22 protein-coding genes are annotated in these 23823 nt (G+C 71.8%); 10 read left to right on the top strand and 12 right to left on the bottom strand.

The window, feature by feature from the left end; genetic code table 11:
* The first annotated feature begins 65 nt into the window (after window positions 1-65).
* From cls to DFR41_RS15655, 4 genes are all read left to right on the top strand, one after another.
* Complete coding sequence (gene cls, locus DFR41_RS15640) at window positions 66-1517, top strand: cardiolipin synthase (RefSeq protein WP_114803396.1); 1452 nt, start codon at window positions 66-68, stop codon at window positions 1515-1517.
* A gap of 43 nt (window positions 1518-1560) precedes the next feature.
* Window positions 1561-3006 (top strand): exodeoxyribonuclease I, encoded by a 1446-nt coding sequence (gene sbcB, locus DFR41_RS15645; RefSeq protein ID WP_114803397.1) that lies wholly within the window; start codon window positions 1561-1563, stop codon window positions 3004-3006.
* An 80-nt stretch (window positions 3007-3086) separates the two neighbouring features.
* Window positions 3087-4190, top strand: coding sequence for a GGDEF domain-containing protein (locus tag DFR41_RS15650; RefSeq protein ID WP_114803398.1), 1104 nt, complete (start codon window positions 3087-3089; stop codon window positions 4188-4190).
* A 53-nt stretch (window positions 4191-4243) separates the two neighbouring features.
* On the top strand, window positions 4244-5353 hold the full coding sequence (locus DFR41_RS15655) for a GGDEF domain-containing protein (RefSeq protein WP_147284365.1): 1110 nt from the start codon (window positions 4244-4246) through the stop codon (window positions 5351-5353).
* Between the two features lie 99 nt (window positions 5354-5452).
* Here the strand turns inward: DFR41_RS15655 and DFR41_RS15660 are convergent, their stop codons facing one another.
* From DFR41_RS15660 to DFR41_RS15675, 4 genes are read right to left on the bottom strand one after another with little or no spacing between them, the layout of a single operon-like run.
* Window positions 5453-6286, bottom strand: a complete 834-nt coding sequence (locus DFR41_RS15660) for an alpha/beta hydrolase (RefSeq protein ID WP_114803400.1) — start codon at window positions 6284-6286, stop codon at window positions 5453-5455.
* Window positions 6283-7143, bottom strand: a complete 861-nt coding sequence (locus DFR41_RS15665; protein ID WP_114803401.1) for a sterol desaturase family protein — start codon at window positions 7141-7143, stop codon at window positions 6283-6285. Before DFR41_RS15665 ends, DFR41_RS15660 begins: the two co-directional genes overlap by 4 nt.
* Before the next feature lie 12 nt (window positions 7144-7155).
* Complete coding sequence (locus DFR41_RS15670; protein ID WP_017760516.1) at window positions 7156-7467, bottom strand: EF-hand domain-containing protein; 312 nt, start codon at window positions 7465-7467, stop codon at window positions 7156-7158.
* A 25-nt stretch (window positions 7468-7492) separates the two neighbouring features.
* Complete coding sequence (locus DFR41_RS15675; RefSeq protein ID WP_244917771.1) at window positions 7493-8038, bottom strand: hypothetical protein; 546 nt, start codon at window positions 8036-8038, stop codon at window positions 7493-7495.
* A gap of 250 nt (window positions 8039-8288) precedes the next feature.
* On the opposite strand from DFR41_RS15675, the gene ompR reads away from it, so the two are divergent.
* Together ompR and DFR41_RS15685 are read left to right on the top strand one after the other, a co-directional pair.
* The gene (gene ompR, locus DFR41_RS15680) at window positions 8289-9017 is read left to right on the top strand and encodes an osmolarity response regulator transcription factor OmpR (RefSeq protein WP_114803402.1); all 729 of its coding nucleotides are present in this window, start codon (window positions 8289-8291) and stop codon (window positions 9015-9017) included.
* On the top strand, window positions 9014-10381 hold the full coding sequence (locus DFR41_RS15685) for an ATP-binding protein (protein WP_114803403.1): 1368 nt from the start codon (window positions 9014-9016) through the stop codon (window positions 10379-10381). Before ompR ends, DFR41_RS15685 begins: the two co-directional genes overlap by 4 nt.
* A 40-nt stretch (window positions 10382-10421) precedes the next feature.
* On the opposite strand, the gene pbpC is transcribed toward DFR41_RS15685, so the two are convergent.
* The 5 genes from pbpC to DFR41_RS15710 all read right to left on the bottom strand — a co-directional run bounded on the left by pbpC (window position 10422) and on the right by DFR41_RS15710 (window position 17388).
* Window positions 10422-12617, bottom strand: a complete 2196-nt coding sequence (gene pbpC / locus DFR41_RS15690; RefSeq protein ID WP_114803404.1) for a penicillin-binding protein 1C — start codon at window positions 12615-12617, stop codon at window positions 10422-10424.
* Between the two features lie 70 nt (window positions 12618-12687).
* On the bottom strand, window positions 12688-14142 hold the full coding sequence (locus tag DFR41_RS15695) for an amidase (protein ID WP_211322599.1): 1455 nt from the start codon (window positions 14140-14142) through the stop codon (window positions 12688-12690).
* 71 nt (window positions 14143-14213) lie between these two features.
* The gene (locus tag DFR41_RS15700; RefSeq protein ID WP_114803406.1) at window positions 14214-14963 is read right to left on the bottom strand and encodes an aspartate/glutamate racemase family protein; all 750 of its coding nucleotides are present in this window, start codon (window positions 14961-14963) and stop codon (window positions 14214-14216) included.
* Window positions 14960-15883: a polysaccharide deacetylase family protein gene (locus DFR41_RS15705; RefSeq protein WP_114803407.1), complete on the bottom strand. Its 924-nt coding sequence runs from the start codon at window positions 15881-15883 to the stop codon at window positions 14960-14962. Before DFR41_RS15705 ends, DFR41_RS15700 begins: the two co-directional genes overlap by 4 nt.
* Entirely contained in the window at window positions 15880-17388 is a 1509-nt protein-coding gene (locus DFR41_RS15710; protein WP_017760871.1) for an amidohydrolase family protein, read from the bottom strand. The genes DFR41_RS15705 and DFR41_RS15710 overlap by 4 nt, the downstream gene beginning before the upstream one ends.
* Before the next feature lie 38 nt (window positions 17389-17426).
* Between DFR41_RS15710 and DFR41_RS15715 the strand changes: the two genes are divergently transcribed.
* Window positions 17427-17942 carry a nucleoside deaminase gene (locus tag DFR41_RS15715; protein WP_114803408.1) on the top strand — a complete coding sequence of 172 codons (516 nt, stop codon included), beginning with the start codon at window positions 17427-17429 and terminating at the stop codon, window positions 17940-17942.
* Between the two features lie 65 nt (window positions 17943-18007).
* On the opposite strand, the gene DFR41_RS15720 is transcribed toward DFR41_RS15715, so the two are convergent.
* The 3 genes from DFR41_RS15720 to DFR41_RS15730 are packed head-to-tail and all read right to left on the bottom strand — an operon-like array spanning window position 18008 to window position 20830.
* Window positions 18008-18883 carry an ABC transporter permease gene (locus tag DFR41_RS15720; protein WP_114803409.1) on the bottom strand — a complete coding sequence of 292 codons (876 nt, stop codon included), beginning with the start codon at window positions 18881-18883 and terminating at the stop codon, window positions 18008-18010.
* Window positions 18876-19733: an ABC transporter permease gene (locus DFR41_RS15725; RefSeq protein WP_114803595.1), complete on the bottom strand. Its 858-nt coding sequence runs from the start codon at window positions 19731-19733 to the stop codon at window positions 18876-18878. The genes DFR41_RS15720 and DFR41_RS15725 overlap by 8 nt, the downstream gene beginning before the upstream one ends.
* A 5-nt stretch (window positions 19734-19738) precedes the next feature.
* The gene (locus tag DFR41_RS15730; RefSeq protein ID WP_114803410.1) at window positions 19739-20830 is read right to left on the bottom strand and encodes an ABC transporter ATP-binding protein; all 1092 of its coding nucleotides are present in this window, start codon (window positions 20828-20830) and stop codon (window positions 19739-19741) included.
* A 281-nt stretch (window positions 20831-21111) separates the two neighbouring features.
* On the opposite strand from DFR41_RS15730, the gene DFR41_RS15735 reads away from it, so the two are divergent.
* From DFR41_RS15735 to DFR41_RS15745, 3 genes are all read left to right on the top strand, one after another.
* Entirely contained in the window at window positions 21112-22167 is a 1056-nt protein-coding gene (locus DFR41_RS15735; RefSeq protein ID WP_114803411.1) for an ABC transporter substrate-binding protein, read from the top strand.
* A 74-nt stretch (window positions 22168-22241) separates the two neighbouring features.
* A complete protein-coding gene (locus DFR41_RS15740) occupies window positions 22242-22943 on the top strand; it encodes a maleate cis-trans isomerase family protein (RefSeq protein WP_114803596.1) in 702 nt (233 codons plus the stop codon).
* A 71-nt stretch (window positions 22944-23014) separates the two neighbouring features.
* The gene (locus DFR41_RS15745; RefSeq protein WP_114803412.1) at window positions 23015-23737 is read left to right on the top strand and encodes a GntR family transcriptional regulator; all 723 of its coding nucleotides are present in this window, start codon (window positions 23015-23017) and stop codon (window positions 23735-23737) included.
* The last annotated feature ends 86 nt before the right edge of the window (window positions 23738-23823 follow it).

The raw sequence follows: 23823 nt of genomic DNA on the forward strand, positions 1-23823 counted from the left end.
CGCGCTTCCGGCCTTTTTTCTTGGCCGCTTCCGGTCGAATGGCTGGTGGCGTGCCGAGCCTTTGGATGACACTGCCCGAGTTCCACCTCAGTCCCGCCTGGACCACCGGCCTGTCGCTCGCCTGGAGCGCCTACATCGCCGTGCTGTCGGTGTGGATCGTGATGCAGAAGCGCGCGCCGGTCTCCACCATGAGCTGGATCCTCTCGCTGGCGCTGCTGCCCTACCTGGGCTTCTTCGTCTATTACTTCCTGGGGCCGCAGCGGCTGGCCAAGCAGCGGCTCAAGCGCTTGCGTAGCCGGGTGATGGCGCAGGCGCCGGCCGACATGGCGCTGCTGCGCGAAGCGGCCGAGGACGCGCCGCCCGCGCTGCACCAACTGGCCACGTTGGGCCTGGCCGCCTGCGGCTTGCCGGTGTCCAGCGCCCGTTCGGTGCAATTGCTCTCTGGCGGTGCGGCGACGTTCGACGCCATCTTCGAAACCATCCGCGGCGCCCAGGACCACGTCCACCTCGAGTACTACATCTTCGAGCCCGACCGCATCGGCACCGCGCTGCGCGACCTGTTGATCGAGCGGGCTCGCGCCGGCGTGCAGGTGCGCCTGCTGATCGACGCGCTGGGCGCCAAGCGGGTGGGGCGGCGCTTCCTGGCGCCGCTGCGCGAGGCAGGTGGGCAGGTCGTCTTCTTCCACGACACGCGCATCGGCCGCCGCCTGCGGCCGGTGACCAACTACCGCACCCACCGCAAGATCGTGGTCTGCGACGGCGTCGTGGGCTTCACCGGCGGCGTGAACATCACGGACGAGGAAGACCGCCGAACCCGCCCCGACGCCTATCACGACGTCCACCTGCGCATCGAGGGCAGCGCCGTGCGATGGCTGCAGACCACCTTCCTGGAGGACTGGGTCTATGCCACCGGCGAGCCCTTGCACGGCATCGGCAGCCTGATGGCGCGGCTCATGCCGCCCGTGGAGGCCGGCCCGGTCGCGGTGCAGATCGTCACCAGCGGCCCCGACACGCCGCTGGAGGCCATCCACCGCATGCATGTGGAGGCCATCCACGCCGCCACCGAGCGGGCCTGGCTCACGACACCGTACTTCGTGCCCAGCGAGCCGGCGCTGATGGCGCTGACTAATGCCGCCCTGCGTGGCGTGGACGTGCGCGTGCTGGTGCCACGGCGCAGCGACTCGCTGGTGGTGAGCGCGGCCGCGCGCTCGTACTACGACGAGCTGCTGGCCGCCGGCGTGAAGGTGTGGGAATACAAGGCCCGCATGCTGCATTCGAAGACCCTGGTGGTCGACGACCACTGCGCCATGATCGGCACGGCCAACTTCGACAACCGCAGCTTCCTGCTCAACTTCGAGGTCATGGCGGTGGTCTATGGACCCGCGCTCGCCGGGCCGCTCACCGCACAGTTCGAGACCGACCTGCAAAGCGCATCGCCCGTGCGCACGCACCGCCACCGCAGCTTCTGGCTGCGGCTGGGCGAGGCCGTCGCGCGGCTCTTCTCGCCCTTGCTGTGAACCTGCTGGCCGACAATGGCCGGCTGCTTTCCGACCCCGACCCATGGCCGACGCTTCCCACACCTTCCTCTGGCACGACTACGAAACCTTCGGCGCCAACCCGCGCCGCGACCGGCCTTCGCAATTCGCGGCGGTGCGCACCGATGCCGAGCTCAACGAGGTGGGCGAGCCGATCATGCTGTATTGCCAGCCGGCGCCCGACTTCCTGCCCAGCCCCACGGCCTGCCTGCTGACCGGCATCACGCCGCAGCACTGCCTGGCCGAAGGCGTGCCCGAGCACGAGTTCGCCGCCCGCATCGAGGCTGCCTTCTCGCAGCCGCGCACCATCGGCGTGGGCTACAACACCATCCGCTTCGACGACGAGGTCACGCGCTTCATGTTCTGGCGCAACCTCATCGACCCGTATGCCCGCGAGTGGCAGAACGAATGCGGCCGGTGGGATCTGCTGGACGTGGTCCGCCTCACCTACGCGCTGCGTCCCGACGGTATCGAGTGGCCCAAGCATCCGGACGGCAAGCCGAGCTTCAAGCTGGAGGACCTGACCCGCGCCAACGGTCTGGTGCACGAGGCGGCCCACGATGCGCTGTCGGACGTGCGCGCCACCATCGCCATGGCGCGGCTGATCCGACAGAAGCAGCCGCGCCTCTTCGAATTCGCGCTCGCGTTGCGGCGCAAGGAGCGCGTGGCGCAGGAGTTGGGCCTGCCCGCCTCGCCGCAGACCGCGCGGCCCTTCGTCCATGTCTCCGGCATGTTCGGCACCGAGCGTGGCTGCCTGGCCCTGATGTGGCCGCTGGCCAGCCATCCCACCAACCGCAACGAACTGCTGGCCTGGGACCTGTCGCAGGACCCGGCCGAGCTGGCCGACCTCGACCTGGAGACGATGCGGCTTCGCCTGTTCACCCGCAGCGCCGACCTGCCCGAGGGCGTCACCCGGCTGCCTATCAAGTCCATCCACCTCAACAAGTCGCCCATGGTCGTGGGCAATCCCAAGATGGTGGAAATGGCGGCCGGCCGCTGGGGCATCGACCTGGCGCAGGCCGAGCGCCATGCCGTCACGGCCGCTGGGCTGCCCGACCTGAGCGAGCGCTGGCGCGAGCTTTTCGACCGGCCCCGCGGCCCGGCGCTGGATGTGGACGAAGACCTCTATGGCGGCTTCATCGGCCCAGCCGACCGCCGCCGCCTCAACCAACTGCGCGCGCTGCCGCCGCAGGAGCTGGCGTTGGCGCGCTCCGGTTTCGACGATGCGCGACTGGCCGAGCTGGTGCTGCGCTACCGGGCGCGCAACTTTCCGGCCACGCTGAGCCTGGAGGAGGCCGCCCACTGGGAGGCGCTGCGCACCGCGCGCCTGGTCGAAGGCGAGGACGGCTGGCTCAACGTGGACCGCTATTTCGCCGAGATCGACACCCTGGCCGAGACTGCGGACGAACGCGCCGAGGTCCTGCTGGGCGAGCTGTACGACTACGCAGAGGCTGTTGTGCCCCAAGGATGAAACCTGCTGGGGAAGCCGGCTGACACGGCGCGCCCCGCTTCCTGTCTAACTTGCGTCCGGCTCATGCTGGAAACAAAGTTTTGACAATCAATGGTTCACATGCCGAGCGGGAGTCCTCGCCGGCGCACAGCCTGGCCGCTGGCGGCCGGGCCAGTGTGGCGACGCAAAGGGAGCGCCGCCTGGACGATGACGTGGTGCGGCATTTGCGCAAGCCGGCCCGCGTGCTGGCTTGTGCCGCTGCTTTCGCCTGGCTCGTGTCGCTCTGGGTCTCCTGGCCCGTGCTGTCCGTCTTCGCGCTGGCCCTGTTCTGCTGGACCTTCGTGCAGGCGGTGGGGTTGGCGCTGTGCATGAGCGCGCGCGACGCCGCGGCACACGACAGTGGGGTGGGCCTGATGACCGTGGCGATTGCGGCCGGCTGCCGCTTGCAGCTCGACGTCCTGGGCGGCGGCGAGCTCTGGGTGCTTCCGCTGTGCCTGATGCTGTCGCTGGTGCTGGGCCTGGTACAGGTCCGCCTGCGCAGCTATGTGCTGTGCAGCCTGACGGTCTGGCTGGTGCTGCTGCCGGGCGCGGCCTTCGCCCCGTGGCCCGCGGGGCAGGCCCTGCGCGGGGTGCTGGTGGTGGGCGGCTTCACCTTGGCGTTGCTGCTTCACCGGGGCGTGGCGCTGGCGCGACGCCGGCGCGTGGCGGCAGCCGCCTCGCTGGCCGTCCTGGCCTACCAGGACGCCCTGACCGGCGTGGCCAATCGCCGCGGATTCCTGGAAGTGGCCATGGAGAAGCTACGGGCGTCCGGGCCACAAGGCCTCATCGCGCTCGACGTGGACGACTTCAAGCGCATCAACGACCGCCATGGCCACGAGGTGGGCGACCGACTCCTGCATGCCGTGGGCCGGCTGCTGCAACGCCTGCCCGGCGAGGCGTTGGCGGGCCGCACGGGCGGCGAGGAGTTCTGCGTGCTGGTGCCCGCCGCCTCGCCGGCGGCGCTGCTGGCCTTCGCCGGCGGTGTGGTGGAGGCGGCACGGCGCGTGTCGGCCCAGGGGGTGGGCCTCACGCTGAGCGCCGGCGCGGCGCTTGTGCAGCCCGGCGAGGCCCTCGAGCAGGCCATGCGCCGTGCCGACACGGCCCTGGGCGATGCCAAGCGGACGGGCAAGAACCGCGTGGTCTTGGCGCCCGGGGCGGCAGGGTGATGCGGCTGCGGATGCTGCTGTACCGGCGGGCGCGCCGCCTCTGGCGTTGGCTGGTGCCTTCGGTCCCCGTCGCGCAGGCCCAGGCGCTTCGGCGTGCGCTGCGCCAGGAGGTGCGGTCGCTCGCCCTGGCCTGCGAGGCGACGGGTGTGCTGATCTGGCTGATGACGCTGATGGTCTCCCTGCCGGGGGGCGGCGCGCATCTGTCTGCCGAGCTCCTCTGCACCGCCGCGGCGGGTCTGGGCATGCTGCTGTCGCTGCGGCCCCGGCCGCCCTGGCTGCTGAGCCTGGGTGGGCTGATGGTCACGGTGTCGTTGGCCATCGCCTTCCGGCTGAACCTGGAAGGCAGTGCGGCCCAGGCCTTCTGGACGCTGCCGCTGCTGATGCTCTTCGGCATGTGCCTGGCGCTGTGCCATGTGCGGCTGCGCGACTTCCTGGCCGGCATCGGGGCGGTGGGCCTGGTCTTCGTCGATGGGGCACTGATGCGCAGCGTCGCGCCGGCCCAGCGGCCGGTGCTGGCCTTCTTCGCGGCGGGCGCGCTGGCGCTGTGCCTGCTGGCCCACCTGGCGCTGTCCCGCGAGCGGCGCAGCGGTCATCTGCTGCAATTGCGGCTGGCAGCGCTGGCCTACGAGGACGCGCTCACCGGCCTGCCCAATCGGCGCGCCTTCCTCGAGCGGACCCAGGCGGCGCTGGCCGCCATGCCGGCCGGCGCGTTCAACGTCGTGCTGCTGGACGTGGACGACTTCAAGCGCATCAACGAGCGCCTGGGCCACGAGGGTGGCGACCGGGCATTGCGCGCGGTGGCGCAGGCGCTGTGTCGCGCCAGCGCGCCGCACCTGTGCGCCCGCCTGGGCGGCGAAGAGTTCTGCATCTGGATCGAGGACGCCTCGGCATCGCCGGCCGACGTGGCAGCGGCCTGCGTGTCGGCAGTGCATCACTTGCGCGTGGACGGGCTGCGCCTGTCGGTGAGCGCGGGTGTGGCCACCGTCGAGCCGGATGTGCCCTTGCACCGCGCATTGGCCCTGGCCGACGAGGCGCTCTACCAGGCCAAGGCGCGGGGCAAAGACACGCTGGCGGTGGCGCCGCCTTCCGGCCGGATGCCGCTGACCCCCGCCGCGCCAGAACGGCGGACCTGGCGGCCCTGGCGCGCGCTGCGGCGCTCTTGAACGGCGCCGCAGCCACCGGGGTGGGCCAGTACTGCCGGTGCCGCCCCCGGCCCGGCACCTGTCCTGCCGACGCCGCGTTGGCGCCGGTCAACGGTGGCCTCAGCGCACCGGGGCGGCCCACCCGTCGATGAACCGGTCGACCGCCTGCGTGTAGCCGCTCGGCGTTCCGAGCTGCGCATTGATCTCGCCGTGCGACAGCGGCTGGGGCAGCACGGTGGCTTGGCCACCTGCCGCGCGCACCCTGTCGGCGAACCGGGCGCTCTGGCCGCACGAATCGTCGCGACGTTCGCTGGCGCACACCAGCAGCATCGGCAGGCTGCCAGGGGCCAGACGTGCCGTGGGCGACACGGCGCGCCACAGGGCTGGGTCGGCGCCGAAGGCCCGGTCGTAGAAGCGCAGGTGCCGGTGCTGCATCAGTCCTTCGGTGTCCAGGGCCGCACTGTCGAGCACCACCGTGCCGCGCCAGCGGCGGGCGCCCTGGGCGGTCGCGAGTGATGGGTCGGCGCTCAGCAGCGCCACGAGGTGGGCACCGGCCGAGTGGCCCATCAGCACCAGCCGGTCCGCGTCCGCATGCCAGTCCGGCGCCAGCCGCTGCACTTCGGCCAGCGCACGGGCCACGTCCTGGGCCTGTGCGCGTACGTCCACCTGCGGCACCAGCCGGTAGCCCACCGAGACGAAGACGAAGCCGCGCTCGCGCACCCAGTGGGCCACCTTGGCGTCCACCACGTTCGGCGCATCGGGCCGGCCGAACATCCAGGCACCGCCATGCACCATCACCAGGATCGGGGCACCGTGCGGCTGCGCGGGCAGGTAGACGTCCAGCCGCTGGGCGGGGTCGGGGCCGTAGGCCTGCTGCCGGTCGGGGGCGGCATGGGCCAGGGCGGCGGTCAGCAGCAGGGCGATGGCGGGCAGCCAGTGTCGGATCGGGGTCATGGCTGGGCTCCAGGTGGGCCGAAGAGGATGCGCACCCGCTGCTTCAGGCCGCGGGCCCGGTGCAGGTCCTGAGCCAGCCGTACCCATTCGTGGAAGGCGATGCGCAGCGGATTGTGGGTGTGCAGCGGCGTGGTCAGGCCGTAGCGGGGCGGCAGGTCTGCGCGCAGGTCGACGAAGGTGCCGAACAGCCGGTCGAAGACGATCAGCACGCCGCCGTAGTTGCAGTCCAGGTATTCCGGGTTGGAGGCGTGATGCACCTTGTGGTGGGTGGGCGTGTTCAGCACCCATTCCAGCGGCCCCAGGCGCGGCAGCCAGGGCGCGTGCAGCCAGAACTGGTAGAGCAGGTTGGCGGCCAGCGTCCCCATCACCGCCGTGGGCGAAAAGCCCAGCCACACCAGCGGTGTGAAGAACAGCGCCGTGCCGGTGAGCTTGCCCGTCCAGCCCAGGCGCAGCGCCGCGGCCAGCGTCAACTCGTTGGGCGAATGGTGCACCGCATGCGTGGCCCAGAACCAGCGCACGCGATGGGCGGCGCGGTGATAGGCGTAGTAGCACAGCTCCTGCCCGAGGAAGAGCAGCGCGAAGGCGGCGGGCGTGGACAGCGGCAGCGTGGTCAGCCGGTGCGTCCAGGCCAGCGCCAGCAGCGGCGCGGCGATGGACAGGCCCAGCGCGTCCACCGCACGGCGGCCCGCCGTGTCGGCCAGCGACGCGGCATAGGCCCGCCAGTCGTAGGGCTGGCGGCGCACGAAGGTCTGCACCAGCCCTTCGGCCGTGGCGGCGGCCAGCACCAGGCCGAGCAGGGCCAGCAGCCATGGAAGGGCCTCCGGGCCCAGCGCGTGGCGCAGCGTGTCGGTCTGCATGGCAGCCCCGTCTCAGGGTCTGGCGCCGCCGCGCCTGCCCTGCTGGCCGGCCACGTAGGCCTCGATCTGCGCGAGGGTGATGCTGCCGGCATGCGCGCTGTCGATGGCGTCGAAGTTGCGGTAGACGCGCGGCATGCCGGCCTTGGCCTCGTCGCGGCTCAGGCGTCCGTCGGCGTTGGTGTCGGCGGCGGCGAAGCGCTGCTTCAACTCGCTGCGCAGGGTGTCCAGGCGCGAGGCGTCGGGCACGGCAGTCTGGGCGCCTGCGGCGCCCGCGATCAGGCAGGCCAGGGCGGTTGCGAGGCGGCGCAAATTCGGATGGGTCACGGGAGCTCCTTCTTAGACGCCGGCCTCATCGGCAGGCGATGGTGGCACCGCTGGCGTCGTAGCAGGTGGCGCTGTGCGTCATGCCCGTACCGCTGCTGTATTGGGTGGTGCTCTGCACGCTGTTGCCGGTGGCGGCGCTGGTGGCGGTGCTGCTGCGGCTGGCGTCCACCGTGCCGTCGGTGCTGCGCGTCGCACTGCCGCTCGATTGCAGGCTGCCGCGAGCGTTGCTGGCCGTCAGGGCACTTTGGTGGCGCGCCGAGCCGTCGGCACTCACCTGCGTGCTGCCGGCGCGCTGGGCGAGACCGCCGGCCGGCCCTTGCAGGCGGCTGGTGCTGCCGGCCACGGCGTTGCCCTGGCCATCGGTCGCCACGCCGCGTGCGGCGCCGAAGCGGCCGCCCTCCGGCCCTTGGCGACCCACGAGCCGGGTGGCCGTCGTGCCGCCTTCGGCGTTGGGTCGCACGACACGACGGCCCTCGGCACGGGCGGCGGGTATGGCCGCCAGCAGGCTGGGCACGAGCAGCAGGGCCGCGAGCGCGGTGCTGCGCGGCCAATGGGGCGAGACGGTGTTCATGGCAGACATCCTTTCGGTGGGGGGATGCCGCCACTGTCGGGCCGGGTTGTCACGCACTCGTCACGGCAGGGCCTGCGCTCATGACCAGCCGTGACCATCGTGCCGGCTTGTCATCGTTTGTCATGATTTCGGAGGGCCGGCGGGATGGTGGCGCTGTCTACGATGCCGCCATGTCCCTGTTGCCGCGCCCCCCGTTTCCTGCCGTGCCGCCGTCCTGCGCCGCCGCGCGCCCTGCGCCGGTCGCCGTCCCATGACCGAGCCGCTTGCCCGCATCCTGGTGGCCGACGACGAGGCCGACCTGCGTGCGCTGCTGCAGCGCTACCTGGGCGACCAGGGCTACGCCGTGCGCACCGTCGAAGGCGCGGCCGCCCTGGACCGCCTGCTCGCGCGCGAGCGCTTCGACGTGCTGGTGCTCGACGTCATGATGCCGGGCGAGGACGGCCTGTCCGTCTGCCGCCGCCTGCGTGCGCAGGGCGAGACCATCCCCATCCTGATGCTCACGGCGCGGGGCGATCCGGTCGACCGCATCGTCGGCCTTGAGATGGGCGCCGACGACTACCTGCCCAAGCCCTTCAACCCGCGCGAACTGCTGGCCCGCATCCAGGCCATGGTGCGGCGCCAGCGCATGCTGGGCGCGCACACCGGCCCGGCCCCCGACGAGGGCGAGCTGCGCTTCGGCGCCGACTTCGTGCTCGACCTCGGCCGCCGCCGCCTCAGCCGCGCGGGCCAGGATCTGCCGATGACCACGGGCGAGTTCACGCTGCTGGCCGCCTTCTGCCGCCACCCGGGACGCCCCCTCGGCCGCGACCGCCTCATCGAGCTGGCGCGCGGCCGCGAGCACGAGGCCACCGACCGCAGCATCGACGTGCAGGTGATGCGGCTGCGCAAGCTGATCGAAGCCGACCCGGCGCAGCCGCGCTTCATCCAGACCGTATGGGGCGTGGGCTACGTCTTCGTGCCGGATGGGGATACCCGATGAGCGCCCGCGCCGCGGGCGACACCGAGGCAGGCGCGCTTGGTGCCCGGGCCGCCATCGCGCGCTGGCCGCGCAGCCTGCTCGGGCGCCATGCCTTGCTGATCGTGCTGCTGATCCTGATCGGCCAGATCGGCAGCGCGCTGCTTCTGCGCGAGATGGTGCTCAAGCCGCGGCTCGCCCAGGTGGCCGATGGCGTGGCCACCAACCTGCTGGCCGTGCGCGCCGGGCTGGCCAGCCTGCCGCCGGCCCAGCGCGCGGCATTCGTGACGGCCTTCAACCGCCGTCCGGATGGCGCAGACGTAGCCAGCGACGCGGACGCGTCCCCGCGGCTCACCGCCCTGGAACGGCGCTTCATCCGCCGGGTGTCGCAGCGCCTGGGCGAGGCCGGCATGCAGGCCCTGTGGCGCCGCGCAGGCGACGGTGGCCTGGCCCTGCGGGTGGCGCTGGACGGCGATGCCCATTGGCTGGTGCTGCCCGGCGTGCTGCCCGCACGGGAGTTCACCGGGGCCTGGCTGGCCGTGAGCGCGGGCAGTGGCCTCCTGGCGCTGGCGGGTGCGCTGTGGCTGCAGCGCCGGCTCGATCGGCCGCTGTCCCGACTGGTGGAGGCGGCAGGCAGCCTGGGGGCTGGCCGCAAGCCGCCGCCGCTGCCGGAAGACGGGCCCAGCGAAATCGCCACCGTCAGTCGCAGCTTCAACCGCATGGCCGACAGCCTGGCTCGGCAGGAGCGCGAGCGCGCGCTGATGCTGGCCGGCATCTCCCACGACCTGCGCACGCCGCTGACCAAGCTGCGCCTGGCGGTGGAGATCGTCGGCGACGCGGCTGACCCCGCCACCCGTGCCAGCATGGTGCGCAGCGTGGAGGAGATGGACGGCATCGTGGGCCAGTTCCTCGACTACGCGCGCGCCGCCGACGAGCCCGGCCTGCGCGAGCCGGTGGACCTGAATGCCCTGTGCGCCCGCGTGTGCGCCGACTTCGCCGACCACGGGCAGACGGTGCAATGGCAACCGGCCCGTTCCCTGCCGGCCGTCAGCGGCCGGCCGGCTGCCCTGCGGCGCATGCTGGCGAATCTGCTGGAGAACGCCCATCGGCACGGCGCGCCGCCGGTGCAACTGCGCAGCTGCGCGCAAGGTGCCTGGGTGTGGCTGGAAGTGATCGACCATGGGCCCGGCATCGATCCTGCCCAGGCCGACTGGCTGCGCCAGCCCTTCCACCGTGCGGGCGATGCGCGCTCGGGCGGCTCGGGGGCCGGTCTGGGGCTGGCGATCGTTGAGCGCATCGCGGGCGAGCACGGCGGCGAGCTGGCGCTGCTGCCGGCAGAGCGCGGCGGGCTGTGCGCACGCGTGATGCTGCCGCGGGCCGAGCCCTGACGGTTGCCGCCGACGCGCCGATCCGCGCGGCAACCCGCCCTCAGCGCCGCGGCGGCGCCCCCACCACGCCCGCGCCGCGCACCTCGATGCGGATGCTGTCCAGCACCTGCCCGCGCGCATCAGCCAGTTCCAGCCGGTGGCGGCCGGGCCAGGGCAGCCAGTCGGCCGCCGTGCCGCGCGCGAGCGTGCGGCCGTCCAGCCGCCACTGCACATCGCCCGGCGCGCCGTCGGCCGCGAGACGCACGCGCTGGTGGCGCGGCGGGATGTCCGGGTCCAGCGCGAGGATGGTGCCATCGGCCGGCGCCGTGATGCGCGCGGTGCGGCCGGTCGCGCCGTCACCCGCCGTGGCGCGGATCGCCGAGGGCGTGAACAGCGCCTGCTGCGTGCCGGCCAGGAACCATTCGCTGCGGGCGGCTTCCAGTGGCACGCCGCGCTCGCCGCCGTCCGCGGCGGCATAGCGCACCGCCTGCTGCACCACGCCCGGCGGCGGCGCTGGCGCGCGGCTGGGCTCGCTATGGTGCAGCTGGCGCATCAGATCTGCCCACACGGGCGCCGCGCCGCTGGTGCCGCTCACGTCCCACATCGGCGAGCCGTCGGCATTGCCCACCCACACGCCCACGGTGTAGCGCTGCGACCAGCCGATGGCCCAGTTGTCGCGCATGTCCTTGCTGGTGCCGGTCTTCACGGCTGTCCAGAAGCGGGTGGCCAGCAGGCTGTCGGGCCCGAAGGTGCGCACCCGGGCATTCGGGTCCGACAGGATGTCGCCCACGATGAAGGCCGCGCCAGCGTCGAGCACCGGCTTCGGCGGCTCGGCGGCGGCACCGGGCAGCAGGCGCGTGGGCGTGTAGCGCCCGCCGTTGGCCAGCATGCGGTAGGCATTCGTCAGCGCCAGCAGGTTGACCTCGGCACTGCCCAGGGCCAGGCTGTAGCCGTAGTAGTCGCCGCTCTCGCGCAGGGCGAGGCCGGCGGCCTGCAGGCGGCGCGCGAAGGCGTCGGGCGAGACCATCACCAGCGTGCGCACCGCCGGTACGTTGAGCGAGGCGGCCAATGCGGTGCGGGCCGAGACCAGGCCCTTGAAGTGCCGGTCATAGTTCTGCGGGATGTACAGACCACCCGGCGTGGCGATCTGCGCGGGCGAATCCTCCAGCAGCGAGGCGGCCGTGAGGCGGCGCTCGGCAATCGCCTGCGCATAGAGCAGTGGCTTGAGCGTGGAGCCCGGCTGGCGCGGCGCCAGCACGGCATCGACCTCGGCCGCGCGGCTGTGCGCGCCCGAGGAGCCCACCCAGGCGAGCACCGCGCCGCTGGCGTTGTCCAGCACCACGGCGGCGCCGTCCTGCACGTTGCGGCCGCGCAGTTCGCGCATCTGGCGGTCCAGCGCTTCGACGGCGGCGCGCTGCAGCGGCGCGCGCAGCGTGGTGCGCAGCGTCGGCGCATCGCCGCTGCGCTGGCGCAGCGCCTGGCGGGCGAAGTGCGGCGCGATGCCTTCGCTGGCGTCGAAGGCGCGGCGCTGCAGCGCGGCCTGGGTGAAGAAGGCCAGGGATTCGCAGTCCGGCGCCGGTGCCGGTTGCATGGCGCGCAGCACCTCGCAGGCGCGGCGCGCCACCTGCGCGGCCGAGGCATTGGGCGCGCGCACCAGGGCGGCGGCGATGGCGCCCTCGCGCGCATCCAGGCCATGCGGGGCCTTGGCGAAGAGCGTGCGCGAGAGGGCGTCGATGCCCACCAGTTCGCCGCGGAAGGGCACAAGGTTGAGGTAGGCCTCCAGGATCTGGTCCTTGCGCCATTCACGCTCCAGCTGGGCGGCGCCGAAGACCTGCTCCACCTTCTGGCCCAGGCTGCGGCCGCTGGCGCCGCGGCGCAGGTCCTCGTCGAGCAGGCCGGCCAGCTGCATGGTCAGCGTGGAGGCGCCGCGGGTGCGCGTGTTCCAGAGGTTGCCCCAGGCGGCGGCCGAGACGGCACGCCAGTCGACGCCGGAGTGCTCATAGAAGCGCTGGTCCTCGCTGTAGATCAGCGCATGGCGCAGCGCGGGCGACACGTCGGCCAGGCCGATCCACTGGCCGCGGCGCACGCTGGCATCGGTGCGCACCCGCTGCACCAGCGCGCCGCCCTGGTCCAGCACCTGCACGTCGGAGGGCCGGAAGTCGCGGCGGACGTCGTCGAAGCGGGGCAGGGCGAGGGCGGCGGACGAGAGGAAGAGGGCCGCTACCAGCGGCAGAACCTGCGTGCCGAAACGCCTCATGCGTGCGGATCCAGCATGTTGTGCATGGACCCAGTATCTCAGCGCGGCGGGGCGCCATCCCGCGCAACCCCTATGGGATGCAGCCCTCCACCGCTGCCGCAAAGCCCAGCACGCGCGCGTCCTCGTAGCGCGGCGCCACCACCTGCAGGCCGACCGGCAGGCCGCGCACGGTGCCGGCGGGCACGGAGCAGGCGGGCACGCCGCAGTAGTTGAAGAGCGGTGTGAAGGCCGCATGCCCGCGCGGACCGGCGGGCTGGCCGCCGATGACGGGCGGGCCCAGCTGGTCCAGCGGCCAGGCGGTGACCGGGGCGCTGGGGCACAGCAGCAGGTCGTAGTGCTCGAAGAAGCCCGCCAGCGCGTGGGCGATGCGTTCGCGCAGCCGCAATGCGCGCGCGACGTCGGCGGGCGCGATGCGGGCGCCCGTCTCGATCTGCGCGCCCAGCACCGGGTCGATGCGCGTCGGGTCGGCCACCCACTGTTCGCCGTAGAGCGCATGCAGGCCGGCATGCTGCAAGGCGATCAGGGGGTACTCGCGCGCCTCGGGTGGCCAGGGTGGATCGGCATCGGCGATCTGCCAGCCGGCGGTGCGCAGTGCATCCACGCGCGCCTGCAAGGCGGCCAGCACGTCGTCATCGATGGCGAAGTCGCAGCCCAGGCGCGGGCTCCAGGCGATGCGCAGGCCGCGGGGCGGCAGCTCGGGTGTCGGCTGCGTGAGGCCGCTCGGGATCGGCACGCCTGCCGGATCGCCTGCGTCATAGGCCGCGAGCAGGTCGAAGGCCCAGCCGCAGTCGGCCACGCTGCGCGCCAGCACGCCGATGACCGAAAGACCGTAGTTGGGCTCGGCAAAGCCCCAGGGATGCGGGACGAGTCCCGGGCTGGGCTTGAGCCCGACCAGCCCGCAATGCGCAGCCGGCCGGCGGGTGGAGCCGCCGGCATCGGTGGCCAGCGCGAGCAGGCCCAGGCCACGGGCGAGCGCCGACACCGCGCCGCCGGAGGAGCCGCCGGGCGTCAGCGTCGGGTCGAGCGGATGGCGAGTCGCGCCGTAGACGAGGTTGCTCGTCACCCCCTTGCAGGCGAATTCGGAGCAGTTGGTGATGCCCAGCACCACGCCGCCCAGCGCACGCAGCCGGGCCACGGCCCAGGCATCACGGGGCGCGACGAAGTCTTCGAAAAGCAGCGAGCCCTGGGCGATGCGGTAGCCCTCGACCCAGAGGTTGTCCTTGACGGTGAAGGGCACGCCCGCCAGCGGCAGCGACTCGCCCGCGGCCAGGCGCCGGTCCACCGCTTCGGCCTCGGCGAGAACGCGCGCCGGATCGAACTGGACGATGGCGTTCAGGCCGGGGTTGAGCGCCTCGACGCGAGCGATGAAATGGCGGGCCACCTCGGTGGCCGGCAGGTCGCGGCGGGCGACGCGGGCAGCCAGTTCGCGCGCGTCCATGTCGTGCAGCGGCGGGATCGACGCGGGCGCGGCGTCCTGCCCTTCGACGGGCTCGGGGCAAACGGGTGAGGCGGCGAGGCGGTTCATGTCTGTTGGACGACCTTGTGCTTCGACTGAGCCTGAGGCAGGCGCGCCTTGCGCAGTGGCACGGCCGGTGCTCATGCTGCTGCGCCCCGGAAGCGCGCCGCCAGCGCGGGCGTGATGCCCGTCACGTCGCGGCCGCGCAGTGGTGCCAGGCTTCCGGCACGGGCCGCGGGCAGCGCCAGGTCCACGCGGGCCTGGGCCAGGGCGACGGCACAGGCCACGCCGTCGAGCAGCGGAACGCTGGCACGCGGCTGCAGCACCGGCGCCATCGAGGCCATGGCCGCGCCGGCCAGCAGCACGGCCTCGGCGCCGTCGCGCTGCACCAGCCGCTCGATGCCGCACAGCACCGCCTCCTGCACGCGCAGCGGCGTCTCGAAGGTCTGCTGCGGCGTCACCTCCAGCGTCTCGATGCCGGCCAGGCGCGCGGCCAGGCCGTGCTGCTCGACCAACTCGCGGTACAGCGGCGCCATGCGTGCGCCATAGGTCAGCACGCCGATGCGACCGGCCAGCGTGGCGCCCATCAGCAGGCCGGCCTCCGTCATGCCGACCACCGGCACATCGAAGAGCTCGCGGCAGGCCCACAGCGCACTGTCGAGCGAGACGCCGAGCACGATGGCATCCACCTCCGTCGCATGCTGGGCAGCCAGCTCCAGCACCTCCTGCTGGGCCAGCGCGTTCTCGGCGCGCGAGGCAATGATGGCCGGGCCCTGCCGCCCGGTGACGGCCAGCAACTCGGTGCCGGGCCGTGCAGCGCTGCGGGCGGCGGCCAGCACCGCATCGGTCACGGCCTGGGTGCGGTTGGGGTTGATCAACAGCAGCTTCATGCAGCGTCCTTTGCAGCGGGCGGTGGCACCTCGGCCAGCCAGTGGCGGGCGATCTGCTCGCGCGTGGCGAGCCACACGCCCGAGGCGCCGCGGATGTGCTCGACCAGCGCTTTCAGACCGCCGATGCGCCCCGGCCGGCCGATGATGCGGGTGTGCAGGCCGATGGACATCATGCGCGGCGCCTCCTGCGACTCGGCCCGCAGCCATTCGAAGGCGTCGATGGCATAGCGCGCGAAGTCCTCGCCGGCCACGAAGGCATGGCTGTCGAAGAAGCGCATGTCGTTGGTGTCGAAGGCATAGGGCAGCACCAGATGCTGGCGGCCGGCCACCTCGCGGTAGTAGGGCAGGTCGTCGTTGTAGGCATCGCTGTCGTAGAGGAAGCCGCCATGCTCGACCAGCAGCCGGCGTGTGTTCACCGAGGGCGAGGACTTGGTGTGCCAACCCACCGGCGCGCGGCCCGCGAGTCGGGTGACGGTGGCTACCGTGCGGGCGATGCGCTCGCGCTCCTCGTCCTCGGCCAGGTGGGCATGCGACTCCCAGCGCCAGCCGTGGCAGCACAGCTCGTAGCCGCGGCGCACGGCGTCTTCGGCAATCCAGGGCGTGGCCTCCAGCGCGCGGGCGCAGCAGTTGAGGGTGAGCGGCACGCCTGAATCAGCGAGCAGCCGCACGATGCGCCGGTAGCCCACGCGGCTGCCGTATTCGAAGTGGCTTTCCATGCACAGGTCGGGCACGCCGCGGATCTCGTTGCTGACCTCGTGGCAACCCTCGTTGCGCTCGTCGCCAGCCGACAGGGCGAACTCCGCGCCTTCCTCGATGTTGAGCACGAAGGAGACGGCCAGCCCGGCGCCGCCGGGCCAGCGCATGGTGGGCGCGTCGTCACCGTAGCCGGTGAAGTCGCGGGGAGGCAGTGCAGGGCTCATGGCAGGCGTGCGGCGAAGGTATCGGGCGCGATGGGCGTCGCCAGCCCCTCGCGGTGGATGCGTTCCATGGCGGCCAGCACCGGCGCCATGTCGGCCTCGGCGCGGGCGTACTGCGGCATCAGCTCGGCGAATTCGTGCTGGATCTCGGCCAGCAGCGCGGCCTCGTCCACACGGACCAGCCGGCCGTTCTGGATCGCCACCTCGCCATCGACCATCGAGAAGTCCAGGCCCGCGCCGCGTTCGGCATAGACGAGCTGGCGCACCGGATCGCTCATTGGCGTGAAGGTGACGGTGTCGGTGCGATAGGCGACCAAGTCGGCCATGGCGCCCACGTGCAGGCTGCCCAGGCGGTCGCCGAAGCCCAGGGCGCGCGCGCCGGCCACGGTGCCGGCATGCAGCGCTTCCTGCGCGCTGAGCCAGCGGGCGTGGTCGTCGCCGCGGATCTTGGAGAGTGCCGCCGCGCTGCCCAGCACGTTGAGCATGTTCACGGTGACGGTGGAACACGAGCCGTCCGAGCCCAGGCTCACGTTCACGCCCGCGTCGAGCAGTTCGCGCACCGGCTGGATGCCCGAGCCCAGCAGCAGGTTGCTCCAGGGGTTGTGCTGGGCCGTGGCGCCGGTGCGGGCCAGCGCCTCGATCTCGCGCGGGTTCAGCCACACGGCATGGATCAGGCTGGTGGCCGGCTTGAGGAAGCCGATGCGGTCCAGGTACTCGACCATCGGGCAGCCGTAGAACAGCTGGCCGGTGACCACCTGCAGCCGCGTCTCCTGCACATGCGTGATGACCGGCAGTGCCAGCTCGTCGGCCAGCGCGCGCACCTGCATCAGGAAGGGCTCGGTGCAGCGCTGTGGGGCCGACGCGGACACCAGCACGCCCACGCGCCGGCTGTGCGGATGGCGGCTCGCGGCCAAGTCGCGCACCAGCGCCAGGCAGTCCTGCGGATCGGGGCGGCGACCGGCGCGCATCTCCTCGACCATCGCGGGCGGCATGTGCTGCGCCAGGAAGGGAAAGTTGTCGACGATGGGCTTGTCCATCATCGCGAAGCCCACCAGCGCGCGGATGCCGGCATCGTCGTAGGCCTGCAGGCAGGCCTCGATGCGCGGGCGGTCGATGGCGGCGCCCAGCGCCATGTCGTCCACCAGCGTGGTGCAGCCCGTGCGAAGCGATTCGATGGCGCCGATCATGGTGCGCAGGTAGGCCTGCCGCGGCGTGAGCGGCACCGGCATGCGGGTGCGCACCAGGTGCATCCAGAGTTCGAGCGGCAGGTTCTCGGTGCGGCCGCGCTGGAAGTGCTCGTGCGAATGCTGGTGGCCGTTGACCAGGCCGGGCACCAGCAGGTGCCGCGACAGGTCCACCACGCGGTCGGCGCCGCCCAGCGTGCCGGCCGGCTCGATGGCGGCGATGCGGCCATCTTCGACCAGCACATCCAGCGGGCGCGGTTCATGCTGGTGCTGTTCGCCCAGCAAGGCCTGGGCGCCGCGCAGCAGGGTTCGCTTCTTGCTCATGCGTGCGTGTCTCCATCAAGAGAAAAGGGAAGAACGAGATGACCGCTGTCACCATGCCGATACCGCCGACGTCGCCCATGACCCAGGAGGCGGCCGACATCCACTGGATGCGTGCCGCGCTGGCGGAGGCGCTGGATGCGCATGCCCGGGGCGACTGGCCCACCGGTGCCGTGCTGATCAAGCAGGGCCGCGTGCTGGCCTATGGGCAGAACCGCCAGAACACCCGAGTCGACCCGACCGCGCATGCCGAGACCGATGCGCTCCAGGCCGCCTTCCGCGCGCACGGTCCGCACGCCGCCGAGGGCGCCACGCTGTACTGCACGATGGAACCCTGCCCCATGTGCGCGGGCGCGCTGCGCATCGCCGGCGTGCAGACGCTTGTGCTGGCGCTGCGCCATGCACGGCTGCGGCGCGTGGACCTGGGCGACTACAGCATCGAGCGCTTCTGCCATCTCACCGACTACCCGCTGGAGCTGCGCGACGGCGTACTGGAAGACGACTACCTGGCGCTGCGCCTGCGCTGGGGCGGCGACCGGGTGGCACCGGCACCCTGACGCCCGGGGCCGTGGCGCGCCGTGCAGGGCGCGGGCCGTGGCCCAGGCCTGCACACCGGGGCCGCTCATCGCATGTGCCGCGAGATGCCGGCCACGCGCTCCATCACCACCATCAGCACGATGGTCGCGGCGATCAGCACGCCCGACACCGCGGCGGCCCGTACGTCCAGGCTGGACTCGATGATGTGCCACATGCGGATGGGCAGCACCTCGCTGCGGGCGTCCGACAGGAAGAGCGACACCGCCACGTTGTCGAAGGAATACATGAAGCCGATGAAGGCGCCCGCCGCCACGCCGGGCGCGATCAGCGGCAGCGTCACGGTGCGGAAGGCGAACACGCCAGAGGCGCCGAGCGAATGCGCGCTCTCCATCAGTGCGCCGTCCATCTGGGCCAGGCTCGCCGTGGTGGTGCGCAGGATGTAGGGCGCCGTGATGGCCACATGGCCCAGCACCAGCGTCGTGAACGACAGCCCCGTGCCCGCCAGGTTGAACAGCATCAGCAGCGACAGGCCGATGGCCAGTGCCGGCAGCATCAGCGGCGACAGGAACAGCGCCTCGGCCGCGCGCGCCCAGGCCTCGCGCCGGCGGGCGAGCGCCAGCGCCGCTGCCACCGCCAGCACGATGGAGATGGCCGTCGCCGTGGCCGCCAGCTCCAGCGACAGCACGAAGGCCTCGATCAGCTCGGGCGACTGGTCCCACAGCGCCTCGTACCAGCGCGTGGAATAGCCCGGCGGCGGGAACTTGAGCGAATAGCCGCTGGTGAAGGAGGTAATGACCACGATCACCGTGGGCGCCAGCAGCAGCACCGCCGCCATCAGGCCCAGCAGCCCGAAGACCAGCGTGAAGGACAGGCGCTCGGCCCGGCCGCGCGGGTCGGCCTTGGCCGTGGGCGCCGTCGGAGTGACGGGCACCGGCGTGCCGGAAACAAAAGCCTCAGCCATGGACGAACCCCTTGCTGCGCCGGCCCAGCGCGTTGATGGCGGCCACCACCCCCAGCACGCACACCAGCAGCAGCATGGCGACCGCGGCGGCGAACGGGTAGTTGTTGGCCTGGATGGCCTGCTGGTACATGTAGAAGGGCATGAACATCTGCTGCCCGCCGCCCACCAGCGTCTGCGTGACGAAGGCGCTCACGCTGCTGGCGAAGACCAGCAGGCTGCCCGCCAGCAGGCCCGGCATGGCCAGCGGCAGCGTCACCAGCCAGAAGGTGCGCCAGTGGCCCGCGCCCAGGGCCAGCGAGGCCTGGCGCAGGTTGCCGTCGATGTTGGCCAGCGCGGTGATCAGCGGCAGCACCATCAGCGGCAGCTCGATCTGTGCCAGCGCCACGGTGACGGCACCGGGCGTGTAGAGCAGCTTGAGCGGATCGGCGATCAGCCCCAGGTCGAGCAGCACCGTGTTGACGATGCCCTGGCGCCCCAGGATCACCACCCAGGCGAAGGTGCGCACGACCGAGCTGGTGAGCAGCGGCAGCAGCACCAGCAGCAGGAGCACGCCCTGCCAGCGCGGCGGCGCCTGGGTGTAGAGGTAGGCCAGCGGAAAGCCCACCACCGCCGCCAGCAGCGTGACCTTGAGGCCCAGCCACAGCGTGCTGCCCAGGATGCCCAGGTTGAAGCCGTCGCCCAGGAACTTGACGTACTGGCCGACGCCGAACTGCGTCATGGCCGTGTCGTTGTGCAGACTCACCCAGGCCAGCAGCAGCATGGGCGCGAAGACGAAGACGGCGAAGAACAGGCCCAGTGGCAGGCCCAGGGCCAGCGGCGGCGTGAGGCGGGGATTGGCAGCGGCAGCCATGGCGCTCACCCGGCGAAGACGCTGGCGGGCGAACCCTGGCGCAGCCGCAGGCCCACGGCCTGGCCGGCCTCGAAGCGCGGCTGCTCGGCCGTGCGCGGCTGTGTCACCTTGGCGGTGGTGCCGCCGGGCAGGCGCAGCTCGTAGACCAGCGAGGGCCCGAGCGGCAGCACCATCTCGACCGTGGCCGGCAGCGCATCGGCGGCCGGTGCGCCCAGGGCCAGGTGCTCGGGCCGCGCCGCGAGCACCACGGCACCGACGCGGGAGCAGGGCTGGGCCTCGGCCAGCGGCAGGCGGCCACCGCCGTCGCAGTCGACCGCGAAGCCGGCCTCGCCCTCACGGGCCAGCCGGCCGGGCAGCAGGTTGGCGGTGCCGATGAAGGTGGCGACGAACAGCGAGGCGGGCCGGTCGTAGATCGCCTCGGGCGTGTCGAACTGCTCGACGCGACCGGCATGCATCACGGCGATGCGGTCGGCCATGGACATGGCTTCTTCCTGGTCGTGCGTGACCAGGATGGTGGTGATGCCCAGCTCGCGTTGGATGCGGCGGATCTCGATCTGCATGTCCAGCCGCAGGTTCTTGTCCAGCGCGGCGAAGGGCTCGTCCAGTAGCAGCACGCGCGGCTGCACGGCCAGGGTGCGGGCCAGGGCCACCCGCTGCTGCTGGCCGCCCGAGAGCTCGCGCGGATGGCGTTGGGCGAAGCGCGACATCTGCACCATCTCCAGCATGCGCTCGGCGGTGGCGCGCGCCTCGGCCGCCGCCACGCCGCGGGCGCGCAGGCCGTAGGCCACGTTGGCCAGCACCGTCATGTGGGGGAAGAGGGCGTAGTTCTGGAACACGATGCCCGCGCCGCGTTCGTTGGTCGGCAGCGCGTCGACCACCTCGCCGCCGATGCGCACCTGGCCGCCGCTCTGGCGCATCAGGCCGGCCACGATGCGCAGCAGCGTGGTCTTGCCGCAGCCGCTGGGGCCCAGCAGCGCCACCAGTTCGCCGGGTCGGATCTGCAGCGAGACCGATTCGACCGCCACCGACCCCGCATAGGTGTGATGGATCTGGTCCAGCTCGACGGCGGTGGCTGCGGTGGCGGGAGAAGAAGGCATGCGCAAGGGTCCTTGTTGGGCTGCGATGGGTCGCGCCTGTCTTGTTCAAGATCCATGCCAATGGTTGAAGCACAAAGTGCCGGTAAATTGGATACAAAAGCCAGTCTGACTGTGCACGAAATGGTGCGCGCATGACCAAGTTGGCGCAGGCCACCACCCGAAATGGGGAGGCGGACATTGGATACGGCGGACTTGCAGGGGCGAACCGCCGTGGCACGGAGCTTGCGCTGGCCAGCCGTATCCGGCCGAGGTGGCCGGCTCCGTCTGAAAGGAATAGATCCATGAGCCTGCTTCTGTCCCGCCGCCGTCTTCTGCAGGGTGCCGCCGGCGCCGGTGCCGTCCAACTCGCCGGCCATGCCGGCCTGGCCCTGGCGCAGGGCAAGTCGATCTCGGCCACCACCTATCCGGGTGCCTGGGAATCGGCGCACCGCAGCATCCTGCTGCCGGCTTTCACCAAGGCCACGGGCGCCTCGGTCAGCCTGGTGCCCTCGCTGGCGGTGGACACGGTGTCGAAGGTCGCCGCCTCCAAGGCCAACCCGCCCTACGACGTCATCATCCTGGACGAGGGCCCCTACCTCGCCGCGCTGTCGCAGGACATCTTCGAGAAGATCCCCGCCGACAAGATGCCCTACCTCAAGGACGTGCCGGCCAAGCTGGTCGATCCGCGCGGCCTGGGCGTGTTCGTGTCGGGCCAGATCATCGGCATCGCCTACAACACCGAGAAGATCAAGACGCCCCCGAAGTCCTGGAACGACCTGCTCAAGCCCGAGTTCAAGGGGCGCGTCGGCTTGGCCGGCATGGGCTCGACGCTGATGTCGGCCTGGATGGTCGAGATGGCGCGCCTGAACGGCGGCAGCGAGGAGAACATGGAGCCCGCCTTCCAGTTCGTGAAGAAGCTGCTGCCCAACGTGAGCGCCGTGGCCAGCAACCCGGGCTCGCTGGCCACGCTGTTCCAGCAGGGCCAGATCGACATCTCGGTGCACTACAACAACAACGTGGGCGACCTCCAGGCCAAGGGCGTGCCGGTGGCGCTGGCCAAGCCGGACACGGGCTGGATCCACATCAAGAGCGTGATGCACATCGTCAAGAACTCCAAGAACCCCGACCTGGCCGCCGCGTACATCAATGCCGCGCTCAGCCCCGAGGTGCAGACCAAGATGGCCGCCGAGCCCTATTTCGTGGCGCCGGTCAGCACCAAGGCCCAGTTCAGCCCGGGCCTGCAGGCTTATGCCAAGAACATGGCCGAGATCGAGCAGATGAACGGCGTCGACTGGGCCAAGCTCAACCCGCGCCGCGGCGAGTACATCGACCGCTTCAACCGCGAGATCAAGGTCTGAGCGCGGTGAGCGACATCGCTTCGTCGTCGACCCCGCAAGTGTCCGAGGCCGCGCCTCGGCGCGTGCTGCTGGGCATGCTCACGCCCTCGTCCAACACGGCGCTGGAACCGATCACCTCGGCGATGGTGGCGGGCCTGCCCGAGGTGTCGGCGCATTTCGCGCGCTTCCGCGTCACCGAGATCTCGCTCTCCGACCAGGCGCTGGGCCAGTTCGACGAGGCGCCGATCCTGGAGGCCGCGCGCCTGCTGGCCGATGCGCGGGTGGACGTGATCGCCTGGAACGGCACCTCGTCCGGCTGGCTGGGCTTCGAGCGCGACGAGGCGCTGTGCGCGCGCATCACGGCCGAGACGGGCATTCCCGCCTGCACCTCGGTGCTGGCGCTGAACGAGGCCATGCGGCTGGCCGGTCGCACGCGCTTCGGCCTGCTCTCGCCCTACCTGGCGGAGGTGCAGCAGCGCATCGTGGCCAACTACGGCGCGAGCGGCTTCGACTGCGTGGCCGAGCAGCACCTGGGGCTGTCGGTCAACTTTGCCTTCTCCGAGGTCACGCCTGCGCAGATCGAGACCATGGCCCGCACCGCCGTGACCAGCGGCGACCCGCAATGCCTGACTACCTTCTGCACCAACCTGCGCGCCGCGCACCTGGTGCCGCAGCTGGAGGCGACGCTGGGCGTGCCGGTCTATGACTCGGTGGCGACGGCCGTTTGGAAGTCGCTGCGCATTGCCGGCGTGGACACGCGCCGCGTGACGGGCTGGGGCAGCCTGTTCACGCTGTGAAGTGCGCCTGTGCCGGTGTGCGCCTTGGTGCGCGCCCTTGCATACACTCGCCGAACGCCCGATCCGACGCCATGCCCATCCCCACGCCTCGCCAGGTCCTGAAGGCCACCGGCAAGTCGGCCTCCAAGGCCGACATCTACCAGCGCATCTACGACGCCATCGTGGAGCACCGGCTCATGCCGGGCACCAAGCTGTCGGAGGAGCGGGTGGCCGAGCTGTTCTCGGTCAGTCGCACGCAGGTGCGCGGCGTGCTGCAGCGTCTGGCGGTGGAGCAGCTGGTCACGCTCATCCCCAACCGCGGTGCCTTCGTCACCACGCCCAGCGTGGACGAGGCGCACGACGTGCTGGAGGTGCGCCGAACGCTGGAGCCGGCCATCGTGCGCCGGGTGATGGACCGCATCGTCGCCGGCAAGGCGCCGCAGGCCATCAAGCAACTGCGGGCGCTGGTCAAGCGCGAGCAGCAGGCCCATGACAACGGCGACCGGCGATCGGCGGTGCGGCTGTCGGGCGAGTTCCACGTGCTGCTGGCCGAGCTGTCGGGCAGCAGCCTGCTGACGCGGATGATGCGCGAGCTGACGCCGCTGACCTGCCTGGCCATCCTGACCTTCGAGGCGCCCACCGGCGCCGCCTGCCCCAACGACGAGCACACGCTGCTGATCGACGCCATCGAGGCGGGCAGAAGCGACGAGGCCCTGGCGCTGATGGCCGAGCACCTGCATCACATCGAGAAGTCGCTCAATCTCCATCAGGAGGAGGAGCCGGAGATCGATCTGGCGGAGGCGCTGCTGGGTTGAGTTGGTCGGGCAGGCGCTACATTGCCCTTCTCGACGCGGGCGCGTGCGGCGCGCATGTTCTGGCCGGCACGAGTGGTCCGGCCGCT

This window comes from Pseudacidovorax intermedius (assembly GCF_003350475.1).
GTDB lineage: Bacteria > Pseudomonadota > Gammaproteobacteria > Burkholderiales > Burkholderiaceae_C > Xenophilus > Xenophilus intermedius.